Here is an 11,759-nt window from a genome sequence, read left to right as displayed (position 1 = left end):
CTTAGTGTCTAGGAGGCTAGGCCAGTGATCCAATTCACAATAACTTTCTATCCGGAGGAACGAAGATGTCCGCTCCAGTCCTTTCCATCATCATTCTGGCGGTGATGTTCCTCCTGGCCACGGTGCTGCCCCTCAACATGGGCGCCCTGGCCTTCGTGGGGGCCTTCCTGCTCGGTTCGGTCGTACTCGGAATGTCCACCAACGACATCCTTGCCAACTTCCCCGGCGGGCTGTTCCTCACAATCGTCGGCGTGACGTACCTGTTCGCGATTGCCCAGAACAACGGCACCATTGACCTGTTGGTCCGTGGTGCGGTGCGGATGGTGGGCAGCAAGGTGGCTCTCATCCCCTGGGTAATGTTCGCCATCACCGCGGTGATAACCGCAGTTGGTGCGCTCTCGCCCGCCGCCGTCGCCATCATCGCTCCAATCGCCCTAAGCTTCGCCGCCAAGCACAAAATAAATCCGCTCATGATGGGCATGATGGTGATCCACGGCGCGCAGGCAGGCGGGTTCTCCCCTATCGCCGTCTACGGCGTCACCGTCAACGGCATCATCGCCAAGACCGAGCTGGAAGCCAACCCTATGGCGATCTTCCTGGCGAGCTTCATCTTCAACCTCGCCATAGCCCTCGTTCTGTTCATCGTCCTCGGGGGAAGCAAACTGCTGTCCAGCACCGGCGGCCGCCTCGTGGAGCAGGCTGCTGAAAAGCGCATGTCCGTCAGCATTGGCGCCCGCGTGGCGGGCGTCACGCTGCAGGGCTCCGGATCGGACATTTCCGCGGCCGGCGTTTCGTCGAAGGGCACCTCGGGCGGCTCCGGGGAGCTGACGGCGACCGGTTCTTCCTCGGCCGAATCACGGGCAGCCGACGGTTCCCGCGCTTCCATGCCGCAACTGGTCACCGTCCTGGGGCTGATCGCCCTGGCGGTCATCTCCCTCGGTTTCAAAGTGGACGTCGGCTTCGTCTCCATTACTATCGCCATCATCCTGGCCCTGGTGTCCCCGGCAGCCCAGAAGGGCGCCGTCAACAAGATCAGCTGGTCCACTGTGCTCCTTATCTGCGGCATGCTCACTTTCGTGGGCGTCCTGGAAGAAGCCGGCACCATCAAGTTCGTGTCCGACGGCGTGGCCCAACTGGGCATGCCGCTGTTGGCGGCACTGCTGATCTGCTACGTCGGAGCCGTGGTGTCCGCGTTCGCGTCCTCCACCGCCATCCTCGCGGCCCTGATCCCGCTGGCCGTGCCGTTCCTGGCCACCGGTGATATCGGCGCCGTAGGGGTCATCGCCGCCCTGGCCGTGGCCTCCACGATCGTCGATGTCTCCCCGTTCTCCACCAACGGCGCCCTGGTTCTCGCCAACGCCCCGGACGACGTGGACAAGGACAAGTTCTACAAGCAGATTCTGGCTTACAGCGGGATCGTCGTCGCTGTCGGACCCGCTATCGCCTGGCTGGTCATGGTGGTCCCGGGCTGGATGTAGCTCGCTCACTCAGCCCGCCCCACAACGCAAAATAGAGGACTACCACTATGAGCACTGAATCCACTTCCCGCGCCGAAGGCCCGCTGTCGGGCTACCTTGTAGTGGACCTGAGCCGCGCCCTCGCCGGACCGCACGCCGGCATGATGCTGGCCGACCTCGGCGCCCGGGTGATCAAGGTCGAGAACCCCGGCACAGGGGACGACACCCGCGGCTGGGGGCCGCCGTTCGTCGGTCCCGAAGACGATCCCCAGGCCACGTACTTCTTGTCCTGCAACCGCAACAAGGAATCCATCGCCCTGGATTTGAAGAATGATGACGGGAGGACCGTCCTGCGCGAACTGCTGGAACGCGCGGACGTCGTCATCGAGAACTTCCGCCCCGGCGTTCTGGACCGGCTGGGCTTCTCCGCCGCGGAAATGCACGCGCTGAACCCGGCGCTGGTCGTCCTGTCCATCACCGGCTTCGGCCACGACGGCCCGGAATCCCGGCGCAGCGGCTACGACCAGATCCTGCAAGGCGAGGCTGGGCTGATGTCCCTGACCGGGTCCGGCCCGGACGATCCCCAGCGGGTGGGCGTTCCCATCGCCGACCTGCTGTCCGGCATGTACGGCGCGTTCGGGACCCTGGCCGCACTGCTGCAGCGCGAACGGACCGGGCAGGGCCAGATCGTCCGCACGTCCCTGCTGGCGGCGCTGATCGGGGTCCACGCTTTCCAAGGCACCAGGGCCACGGTCGCCGGTGAGGTCCCCAAGGCCCAAGGGAACCATCACCCCTCCATCGCACCTTACGGGTTGTTCCACTGCCGGCAGGGCCGCGTGCAGATCAGTGTGGGCAGCGAAAAGCTGTGGAACACATTCGCCTCCACCTTTGGAATTGACGCCTCCCGGCCGGAATTTGCCACCAACGCGGACCGGGTTCGCAACCGCGAGAAAGTCATCGAAGAAATCGAGCACGCATTCTCCGACTTCGAGGCCGAACCCCTGCTGGCCAAGCTCAACGACGCCGGCATCCCGGCCGGAAAAGTCCGCAGCCTGGACGAGGTCTATGAGTGGGAGCAGGTCCATTCCCAGGGGCTCGTGATCGACGTAGAACACAAAATCCTGGGCACCGTAAGCCTTCCCGGTCCGCCCCTGCGGTTCTTCGCAGCGGCCGACACCGCAGAAACCACACTCAAAACGCACATCGCGCCGCCCCTGCTGAACCAGGACGGAGATCAGATCCGGCAGTGGCTCGGGCTTTTACCCACCAAGGCCTCTTTCCCGGACCAGGAGGGTCACTGAACGTGCGTGCAGAACAAAAGGCCCGGCATCTGGACGCGACGCAACTCATCGCCGCCGTGTTGGATCCAGGCTCCTACCGGAGTTGGGATATTCCGGTATCGGACCCTGATCCGAGTCCGGAGTACGGCGCGGAACTGACGGCCGCCCGCGAAAAGACAGGCCTCGACGAGTCCGTCCTCACCGGCGAAGGCCTCATCCGCGGCCGCCGTGTTGCCGTGATCGTCAGCGAGTTCCGCTTCCTCGCCGGTTCCATCGGGCTGGCTGCAGCCGAACGCATCGCCAGCGCCGTCGAACGCGCCACCGGCGAAGGGCTCCCGCTGCTGGCCGGCCCTGCCTCCGGAGGCACCCGCATGCAGGAAGGAACCTTGGCCTTCCTGTCCATGGTCAAGATCAGTGCGGCCGTCCGCGCCCACCGGCAGGCCGGGCTGCCGTACCTCGTCTACTTACGGCACCCCACCACCGGTGGCGTCATGGCGTCATGGGGATCGCTTGGCCACATCACCGTGGCCGAGCCCGGTGCCCTGCTTGGCTTCCTCGGCCCCCGCGTCTATGAGGCCCTCCACGGCACACCCTTTCCGGAGAACGTCCAAGTGGCTGAAAACCTCTTCGACAAGGGACTCATCGACGCGGTGGTGCCGCCGTCGCAGCTGTCCGACGTCGTCGACCGCGCGCTCAGCATCCTGGTAACCGGCCCGGACTCCCGCGTCGTCCCGCCGCGCACCCTCACCGTGAAGCCCTCCGGCGCCAGCGCCTGGGAGTCCATCCAGATCTCCCGCAATCCGCACCGCCCCGACCTGCGCCAATTGCTCGCCTACGGCGAGCGCGATGTGCTGCCGCTCAACGGCACCGGGCAGGGGGAGAAGGACCCGGGCCTGCTGTTGGCACTGGCCCGCTTCGGCCAAAAGTCCTGCGTGGTCATCGGGCACACCCGGCCCCGGCCCTCCCGGAAGACTGCAATGGGACCGGCGTCGCTCCGGGAGGCCCGGCGGGGAATGCGGCTCGCAGAGGAACTCGGCCTGCCGCTGCTCACCGTCATCGACACCGGAGGAGCAGCATTGTCTAAGGAAGCCGAGGAAGGCGGCCTGGCTGGTGAAATCGCGAGGTCACTGCACGATCTGATTGGGCTGCAAACGCCCACAGTGTCAGTGCTGCTCGGCCAGGGTGCCGGCGGTGGCGCCCTTGCCCTCCTGCCGGCAGATCGCACCATCGCGGCCCAGCATGCCTGGCTCTCCCCGCTGCCGCCAGAAGGCGCCAGCGCGATCGTCCACCGGAGCACCGACTTTGCCCCAGCAATGTCCGAGGCCCAAGGCGTCAACGTGGCATCGCTCTACGCCAACGGACTCGTTGACCACGTCGTAGACGAACGCAGCGACGCTGCGCTCGAGGCCAAGGCGTTCTGCCAGCGCCTCGGGCAGGCCATCGAATACGAACTCTCTACCCTCTCCTTGGCTCCCGTGGCCGAGCTCCTCCCCAGACGGCTGCACAAGTACCGGCACCTTGGCGGTCTCGTCGTCAGCAACAGCGTTATCTAGGGGGTTGCCAGGAGCCCGGCCCGCACAGCGCCTAAAAAAGAAGCAGGCCAGAGGCAATACGCCTCTGGCCTGCTCCGCGGGTGGGCCCTGTGGGGATCGAACCCACGACCCACGGATTAAAAGTCCGATGCTCTACCAACTGAGCTAAAGGCCCCAGCCGAAGCCCTGAAACAACGGAAAAACCGCTGTTCAAGGGCCGATCAGCCCAGTCCATTTCTGGACGTTAATACTGTACCCCAGACCGGGGCGGGTTTTTGCACCGGGCACGGAGGCCGACGTCGGGCGCCGGGCCACGGGTCCTGCGCCGGCCCGCGCCCGCTGAGGCGCCGCCAAGGCGCTGACAATCCGCACGCTCGATTCCCCGACAGCACTGGAGTAGCGTGGTGGCATGAGCGAGCAAGCAGGATCCAGCGCCCCCGGACCGCACCGGCACCACAAGCCGAAGCCCTTCGCGCCCATTGAATTTGAGCCCTTCGCCGGCGGGGCCGATCCTGCCCGCATCTCCGAAGCCGCCCACCTCGCCGCCCAGGCCCTCGTGCGCCGCGGACGCGACAGCGACGACCCCGTCGTGACCAAACGGCTGGTGAAGCTCGCCGATGAACAGGGCCTGGAAGCCATCGCCGAGATGTGGGCCGAAAGCCCGGCGCGTTCCCTCCCCGGAGCACTCTGGCGCCTCTACGCCATCCGCGCCGCCACCATCCAGGATCCCGAGCGGATCTCCGTCTATTTCAAGGCCGGCAAGGACACCGCGCAGGTATCGCACGTGGTGGCCGGTGCCGCCGAGCCGCCCGGAGCGGACGAGATGAAGTCGATGGCGGACGCCATCCTGTCCGGAGCGTTCGACGGCGAGTTCGACGTCGCGCTGGAACGTTCCGCCGCGTTCTGCCGCGTGGTGGCGCTGGGCCAGGCCACCCTGGCGGACGGCGCCGAACACAGCAATGAGACCCATGCGAGCAAGCTCACGCGCAATTCGCACCTCCTGGTCAAGACCGCCGAGGACCTCGAGCATGCCGCCAACGCCTGGCGCCTGGGCGAGCTCGACTGAGTTCCCCGCACGCCACCCGGTAGGCACGCCACCCACGGACTGTCAATGTTGACTTGTGCCGTACCTCGTAGAAAACTAAAGGCGGTGCCGAACCGCGAAACCCCCGGGCTTCAACATTTAGCCGCCTAGAGCGGCCTACCGCCGAGAGGCGTATCCGGTTCGGCACCATTTTCATGCCCGCTGCGGCACAACCCGCGGGCCGGCCGTGTCCCCGCCCCGTTCCGGGTCAGCAGCCTCCCGTTCCGGCCGTGTTCACCGCGCCCCGTCATAAATCCGGGGGCCGCCGGAGCGCTTTCCCGGCGCTTTCAGGCCGGACGGTAAAGTAATCCTCATGCGCGGGTCACCCTCACCACACACGCCCGGCAGCCACCACCCGTGCACCTCCCTCCCGAAGACCGGTAATCACACGTGAAGCTGCGCCTTTTCCCCCAGGAGCCCGCCGGGCTGAACCTCCTTGCCCAGCTGGCGAGCCAGATTGTCCTGGCCACGGGCACCCTTTCGGAGATCCTTGGCGCCCCGGCCAGTGAGAACGCCCGGCTGGTGGAGGACATGCACAACCATGAGGCGAAGTCCGCGGAGCTGCACTTCGCGCTGCTGACCCACATGCGGACTTCCTTCGTGAACCCGCTCCCCCGCGAGGACATGTATGCCCTTTCCCGGTACCTCAACGAGGCGATGGAAAAACTCAATGCCGCCGCGGACATGGTGTCCCTCTACAAACTGGACCGGCTGCCCAAACGCGCCGCGGACCAGCTGGAAATCATCAGCAGGCAGGCCGAACTCACCGTGGACGCCATGCGGCGGCTGGACAACCTGGACGATCTCGAGGACTACTGGATCGAGGTCCTCCGCCTGTCCAAACGCGCCGAGCGCTCGCACCGGGTCTGGGTGGCGGACATGCTCAACGAAATGAAGTCGACCCGGTACGCACGTACCCGGGACATCGCCGAGCAGCTGGTCGACGTCACCAGGGACCTGCGAAAGGTCGCGACCCAGGTGGGCAGCATCATCGTCAAGGAATCCTGACGTGATGATCTTCCTGTTTGCCCTGGTGGTGGTCTTCGCCGGGGCATTCGCCTTCCTGAACGGCTTCAGGGACGCCTCGGCGGCCGTGGCGCTGGCCGTACGGACCCGGGCCCTCACCCCCACCGTCGCCGTGCTGCTGGCCGGGTTCTTCAACTTCGTCGGCGCCGGGCTGAGCGCGGGCCTGGCCCTTGCCATCAGCCAGACCTGGGTACAGCTCCCCCCGGGGCAAAACGGACTGACTATCCTGGTGGCGGGACTGGTCAGCGCGGTGGTCTGGGGAATCTACACCTGGTGGCGTGGCATCCCTTCGTCCTCGACGCACGCCCTCGTTGGCGGGCTGGCCGGCGGCGGCATCGCAAGCATAGCGGTCGGCGGGAACGCCGTCGGGGGCGTTGACTCATCCCTGCTCGTCCAAGTGGTGCTTCCGCTGCTGCTCTCCCCGCTGATCGCGTTCATCGGCGCCTATCTGCTGGTCTGGCCCGCGACCTGGGCGGCCCGGTACACACCGCCCAACGTCGTCAACAGCCGCTCGCGGCGGGCCCAGAGCATCGCCGTGGGCGCCGTGGCGCTGGCCCACGGCCTGCAGGACGGCCAGCGCACCAGCGCCGTCCTGATCCTGGCGCTGCTGGCGTCCGGGCTGTCCGATGGCAGCGAGATGCCCATCTGGGTGGCGCTGTTCACCGCGGTCCTGCTGACCGCCGGGACCCTGGCCGGCGGCTGGCGGATCTCCTACACCATCGGCTACCGGATGATCCGGATGGATCCCCTTCGCGGCTCGGTGGCCCAGCTGTTCAGCTCGGTCATCCTGCTGGTGGGCGCCATCGGACTGCACTGGCCCATCTCCACAACGCACACGGTCACGTCAGCCGTGCTGGGTGCAGGCGCCAACCAGGGTTTCCCCGCCACCAACCGGAAGGTGGTGATCCGCGTGCTGACGTTCTGGGTGATCACGCCGGCGGTCACCGCGGCAGTGGCGTTTGTACTGGGACTGTCCCTGTCACCGCTCGCGGAGCTCTAGCGGCCCCGCCGGTTGACCCCATCGACTGCTCCACAAGTGCCCCTTTTTAGGGCTCAAAACGGCAGTTGCGGAGCAACCGATGGGCAGAGGGATTATCCGAAGCGGCCGGAGACGTAGTCCTCGGTGGCCTTCTGGGTCGGGTTGCTGAACATGGTGTGGGTGTCACCGTATTCGATCAGCCGGCCCGGCTTTCCGGTGCCCGCGATGTTGAAGAACGCCGTCTTGCTCGACACACGGGCGGCCTGCTGCATGTTGTGGGTCACGATCACCACGGTGTACTGGTCCTTGAGCTCGTTGATGAGGTCCTCAATGGCCAGCGTGGAGATCGGGTCCAGCGCGGAGCACGGCTCGTCCATCAGGATGACCTGCGGCTCCACGGCGATGGCCCGGGCGATGCACAGCCGCTGCTGCTGGCCGCCGGACAACCCGGAGCCCGGCTTGGCCAGCCGGTCCTTGACCTCGTTCCAGAGGTTGGCGCCCTGCAGGGAGCGTTCCACCAGCACGTCGGCCTCACCCTTGGAGATTTTCTGGTTGTTGAGCTTCACGCCGGCCAGCACGTTGTCGCGGATGGACATCGTGGGGAACGGGTTGGGACGCTGGAACACCATTCCGATCTGCGCACGGACGGTGACCGGGTCCACGCCGGGGCCGTACAGGTTGTCGCCGTCGAGCAGCACTTCACCCTCGACGCGGGCGCCGGGGATCACCTCATGCATCCGGTTCAGGGTGCGCAAAAAGGTGGACTTGCCGCAGCCGGAGGGCCCGATGAAGGCCGTGACGGACTTGGCGTCGATGTTGATGTTGACGTCTTCGACGGCCAGGAATTTTCCGTAGTAGACGTTCAGGTCCTTGACGTCGATGCGCTTAGACATGATGTTCCTTCACTTGCTGGAGGTACGGGCTGAAGATTTGGGTCCCCGGTACCGGGTTAGCGGCCGGTCTTGGGGGCGAACATGCGGGCAATAAGGCGGGCGCCGAGGTTGAGCAGCATCACCAGGATGATGAGGACCAGGGCGGCTCCCCAGGCCCGCTGGGAGGACGGGTCCGGGTTGGACGGCGAGGTGGGGTTGAGGATCTGCGTGTAGATGAAGGTAGGCAATGAGGCCATCCAGCCGCTGAACACGTTGTAGTTGATCGAGGTGGCGAAGCCCGCGGTGACCAGGATCGGGGCCGTTTCGCCGATCACCCGGGCGATCGCGAGGGTGACGCCGGAAGCGATGCCGGAGATCGCCGTCGGGATGACCACCTTGAGGATGGTCCGCCACTTGCGCACGCCCAGGGCGTAGGCCGCCTCGCGGAGTTCGTTCGGGACGATCTTGAGCATTTCCTCGCTGGAGCGGACCACCACGGGGATCATCAGCACAGAGAGCGCGACAGCGGCGACGGCACCGGTTTTGGTGCCCGGTCCGACGACGGCGAAGAAGAACGCCGCCGCAAACAGGCCGGCCACGATCGAGGGGATGCCGGTCATGACGTCCACGAAGAACGTGATGGCGCGGGACAGCGGGCGGTCGTTGCCGTACTCCACGAGGTAGATGGCGGTGAGCAGGCCCACCGGCACCGAGATTACGGTCGCCATCGCGGTGATCAGCATCGTGCCGATCAGGGCGTGGAAGATGCCGCCGACCACCGGGGCGCCCTCCTCGACGGTTTTGTTGTCAAAGGCCCCAGTGACGCCGTTCATCGAGGTGGAAAGGAAGCCGGGGTCCGTGAGTCCCGGCAGGCCGTTGACCAGGACCGTCCAGATCACGGAGAACAGGGGCAGCAGCGCAACGAGGAACGCGCCCACCACAAGGCAGGTGGCCAGTTTGTCCTTGGCGCGGCGTGAGCCCTCCACGGCGGCGCTCCAGCCGACGAGGCCGACGGCGAAGATGATCGCCGAGACGAGTCCCCAGCCGAGGGCGTTGAAGCCGATCAGCGCCAGGACCGCTGCGCCGAGCACCAGGGCGATGCCGAGAACCAGGTAGGGGGCCCACTTCGGGAGCTGGCCCTTGGTGAGGGCCGAGCGCTTCTTGACGGGGGTCAGGGTGGCGGTCATTTAGTTGGCTCCCGAGAATTCTTTGTGCCGGCTGATGATCCAGCGCGCGACCATGTTTACGCCGAGGGTGATGACGAACAGGACCAGGCCGGCGGCAATCAGCGTGTTGACCTTCAGGCCGCTGGCCTCAGGGAAGTTCAGTGCGATTTCGGCGGCGATGGTCTGGTTGCCGGACTGGATGAGGCTCGCGGTCAGCGCGCCCGAGGACAGCACGAGCGCGACGGCCATGGTCTCGCCGAGGGCGCGGCCCAGGCCCAGCATGACGGCACTGATGATTCCGGGGCGGCCGAAGGGCAGCACGGCCATCCGGATCATTTCCCAGCGGGTTGCCCCGAGGGCCAGGGCGGCTTCTTCGTGCAGCTTGGGGGTCTGCAGGAAGATCTCCCGGCTCAGCGACGTGATGATGGGCAGGATCATGACGGACAGCACGATTCCCGCGGTCAGGATGGTCTTTCCCGTGGCCGAGGCCGGGCCCTGGAAGATCGGCAGCCAGCCCATGTTGTTGGCCAGCCAGTTGTAGGCAGGTGAGATCTCCTTGGCCAGGAAAGCGGCGCCCCAGGCACCGTAGACCACGGAGGGGATCGCGGCCAGCAGGTCGATCACGTAGCCCAGGCCGGAAGCGAGCTTGCGCGGGGCGAAGTGCGAGATGAAGAGCGCGACGCCGATCGCGACCGGCGTCGCGATCACGAGGGCGATGACGGCCGCGATCAGGGTGCCAATGACGATCGGCCAGATGTAGGCGAAGAAGCCTTCGCCGCCCTGGATCTCGTCCGGGGAGGCCACAAGGGCGGGGAATGCCTGGATGAGGAGAAAGAGCGCTACTCCGAAGAGCACGGCCAGGATCAGGCACCCAGCGGCCAAGGTGGCTGCGGAAAAGACCTTATCGCCGGCGCGGCCTGCGCCCCGGGACGTGGTCAGGGAGGTGGTGGTCACTTCACGATCCTTCAGATCTTTGTGTACTTCGGACAAACACATTGGTTCCCTGCCCCGGTGTGGCCGTCGGTGACAGCCGGACCGGGACAGGGAACCAGTAACAGGCGAGTGTTTCCACTATGCCTGTCAGCGTTAGGGATCCCTAGGACTTTACCTTGATGGATTCAATGGACTTGAGGGCCTTGTCCTGCAGGGTCTTGGACAGCGGAGCGGACTTGGCGGCATCAGCGGCCGCGGTCTGGCCGGCGTCGGAGACGACGTAGCTCTCGAAAGCCTTCACGAGGTCCACGGTCTTCTGGTCGGCGTAGGTGCTGCAGACGACGTGGAAGGAAACCAGCACGATCGGGTACGCGCCTTCAATGGTGGTGGTGCGGTCCAGCTTGATGGAGAGGTCGTTGGCGTTGCGGCCTTCAACCGGCTTGCCGGCATCGACTGCCTTGGCGGCAGCCTCGGCCGAGATCTTCGTGAAGGTTTCGCCCACCTTGATCTGCGCGACGCCCAGCTTGCCGCTCACGGCGGAGTCATCGGCGTAGGTCACGGCGCCCGGGGTGTCGGTGACGGTCTTGACCACACCGGAGGTGCCCTTGGCGTTCTCGCCCTGGAGGGCGGCCGGCCATACACCGGAGGCCTTGTCGGTCCATGCCTCGGGGGCTGCGGCGGCCAGGTACTCGGTGAAGTTGGTGGTGGTGCCGGAGTCATCCGAGCGGTTCACCGGGGTGACCGCGAGGTCCGGGAGCGTGGCGTCGGGGTTCAGGGCAGCGATCGCGGGGTCGTTCCAGGTGGCGATCTCGCCGCGGAAGATCTTGGCGACCGTGACGGCGTCGAGGTTCAGTTCCTTGACGTCGGGCAGGTTGAAGGCCACGGCGATCGGGGAGATGTAGACCGGGAGGTTGACGGCGCCGTCGGGGCCGCACTGGGTGGTGGAGCTGGCGTACTCTTCGTCCTTGAGGTAGGCATCGGAGCCGCCGAACTGGGCGGATCCGTCCAGGAGTGCCTTGCGGCCTGCACCGGAACCGTCCGGGGAGTACTGCACGGTGGCGCCCTGGTTCGCGGAGGCGAAGTTGGTCTTCCATGCGTCCATGGCGGCACCCTGTGCGGAGGAGCCGATGCCAGTCAGCGTGCCCGAAACCTGTGCACCGGACGCCGCGGGGGCGGCAGGAGCGGTGCCCGTTGCGTTGTCCGAGCCACAGGCGGTCAGCGCGAGAGCGCCGGCTGAGATGACAGCGATAGCCGCGTGGCGGCCGAAGCGGAGTGCCTTCACTTAGATGTACCCCTTCCAGGGATTTTCTGAATGCGTGCCGGGCCGGAGAAGACCGGGCATGGATGCGTACGGTTTGTACCTTCATTGAATCTAGGTGCCCCAGATGAAGAGAATGTCCGACCAAGATGAACGAAGGGTTAACGACGCC

The 11,759-nt window shown here is 66.0% G+C and carries 10 protein-coding genes and 1 tRNA gene; 6 read left to right on the top strand and 5 right to left on the bottom strand.

The window, feature by feature from the left end:
• The first annotated feature begins 65 nt into the window (after positions 1-65).
• From ABIB29_RS08695 to ABIB29_RS08685, 3 genes are read left to right on the top strand one after another with little or no spacing between them, the layout of a single operon-like run.
• Positions 66-1,478 (top strand): SLC13 family permease, encoded by a 1,413-nt coding sequence (locus ABIB29_RS08695; RefSeq protein WP_354171893.1) that lies wholly within the window; start codon positions 66-68, stop codon positions 1,476-1,478.
• 47 nt (positions 1,479-1,525) lie between these two features.
• The gene (locus tag ABIB29_RS08690; protein WP_354171891.1) at positions 1,526-2,758 is read left to right on the top strand and encodes a CaiB/BaiF CoA transferase family protein; all 1,233 of its coding nucleotides are present in this window, start codon (positions 1,526-1,528) and stop codon (positions 2,756-2,758) included.
• Between the two features lie 2 nt (positions 2,759-2,760).
• On the top strand, positions 2,761-4,290 hold the full coding sequence (locus tag ABIB29_RS08685) for a carboxyl transferase domain-containing protein (RefSeq protein WP_354171889.1): 1,530 nt from the start codon (positions 2,761-2,763) through the stop codon (positions 4,288-4,290).
• A gap of 81 nt (positions 4,291-4,371) precedes the next feature.
• Here the strand turns inward: ABIB29_RS08685 and ABIB29_RS08680 are convergent.
• Positions 4,372-4,444 (bottom strand) — tRNA-Lys (locus ABIB29_RS08680).
• A 234-nt stretch (positions 4,445-4,678) separates the two neighbouring features.
• Here ABIB29_RS08680 and ABIB29_RS08675 point away from each other — a divergent pair.
• From ABIB29_RS08675 to ABIB29_RS08665, 3 genes are all read left to right on the top strand, one after another.
• The gene (locus tag ABIB29_RS08675; protein ID WP_354171887.1) at positions 4,679-5,335 is read left to right on the top strand and encodes a hypothetical protein; all 657 of its coding nucleotides are present in this window, start codon (positions 4,679-4,681) and stop codon (positions 5,333-5,335) included.
• 408 nt (positions 5,336-5,743) lie between these two features.
• Positions 5,744-6,361 carry a DUF47 domain-containing protein gene (locus ABIB29_RS08670; protein WP_354171885.1) on the top strand — a complete coding sequence of 206 codons (618 nt, stop codon included), beginning with the start codon at positions 5,744-5,746 and terminating at the stop codon, positions 6,359-6,361.
• Between the two features lie 4 nt (positions 6,362-6,365).
• Positions 6,366-7,379: an inorganic phosphate transporter gene (locus tag ABIB29_RS08665; RefSeq protein ID WP_354172036.1), complete on the top strand. Its 1,014-nt coding sequence runs from the start codon at positions 6,366-6,368 to the stop codon at positions 7,377-7,379.
• 92 nt (positions 7,380-7,471) lie between these two features.
• On the opposite strand, the gene pstB is transcribed toward ABIB29_RS08665, so the two are convergent.
• The 4 genes from pstB to pstS all read right to left on the bottom strand — a co-directional run bounded on the left by pstB (position 7,472) and on the right by pstS (position 11,611).
• A complete protein-coding gene (gene pstB / locus ABIB29_RS08660; RefSeq protein WP_354171883.1) occupies positions 7,472-8,251 on the bottom strand; it encodes a phosphate ABC transporter ATP-binding protein PstB in 780 nt (259 codons plus the stop codon).
• 56 nt (positions 8,252-8,307) lie between these two features.
• The gene (gene pstA, locus ABIB29_RS08655; protein ID WP_354171881.1) at positions 8,308-9,417 is read right to left on the bottom strand and encodes a phosphate ABC transporter permease PstA; all 1,110 of its coding nucleotides are present in this window, start codon (positions 9,415-9,417) and stop codon (positions 8,308-8,310) included.
• Positions 9,418-10,350, bottom strand: a complete 933-nt coding sequence (pstC, locus tag ABIB29_RS08650; RefSeq protein ID WP_354171880.1) for a phosphate ABC transporter permease subunit PstC — start codon at positions 10,348-10,350, stop codon at positions 9,418-9,420.
• Between the two features lie 142 nt (positions 10,351-10,492).
• Positions 10,493-11,611 (bottom strand): phosphate ABC transporter substrate-binding protein PstS, encoded by a 1,119-nt coding sequence (gene pstS / locus ABIB29_RS08645; protein ID WP_354171878.1) that lies wholly within the window; start codon positions 11,609-11,611, stop codon positions 10,493-10,495.
• Positions 11,612-11,759: the final 148 nt, after the last annotated feature.

Source organism: Arthrobacter sp. UYEF36 (assembly GCF_040547025.1).
GTDB lineage: Bacteria > Actinomycetota > Actinomycetes > Actinomycetales > Micrococcaceae > Arthrobacter.
The sequence above is the reverse complement of the archived record's forward strand: the minus strand, read 5'-3'. Positions and strand labels throughout refer to the sequence as shown.

Coding starts and splice junctions, on each gene's coding strand:
- ABIB29_RS08695 (WP_354171893.1), top strand. CDS start 66: ATGTCCGCTCCAGTCCTTTCCATCATCATTCTGGCGGTGATGTTCCTC.
- ABIB29_RS08690 (WP_354171891.1), top strand. CDS start 1,526: ATGAGCACTGAATCCACTTCCCGCGCCGAAGGCCCGCTGTCGGGCTAC.
- ABIB29_RS08675 (WP_354171887.1), top strand. CDS start 4,679: ATGAGCGAGCAAGCAGGATCCAGCGCCCCCGGACCGCACCGGCACCAC.
- ABIB29_RS08665 (WP_354172036.1), top strand. CDS start 6,366: ATGATCTTCCTGTTTGCCCTGGTGGTGGTCTTCGCCGGGGCATTCGCC.
- pstB (WP_354171883.1), bottom strand. CDS start 8,251: ATGTCTAAGCGCATCGACGTCAAGGACCTGAACGTCTACTACGGAAAA.
- pstA (WP_354171881.1), bottom strand. CDS start 9,417: ATGACCGCCACCCTGACCCCCGTCAAGAAGCGCTCGGCCCTCACCAAG.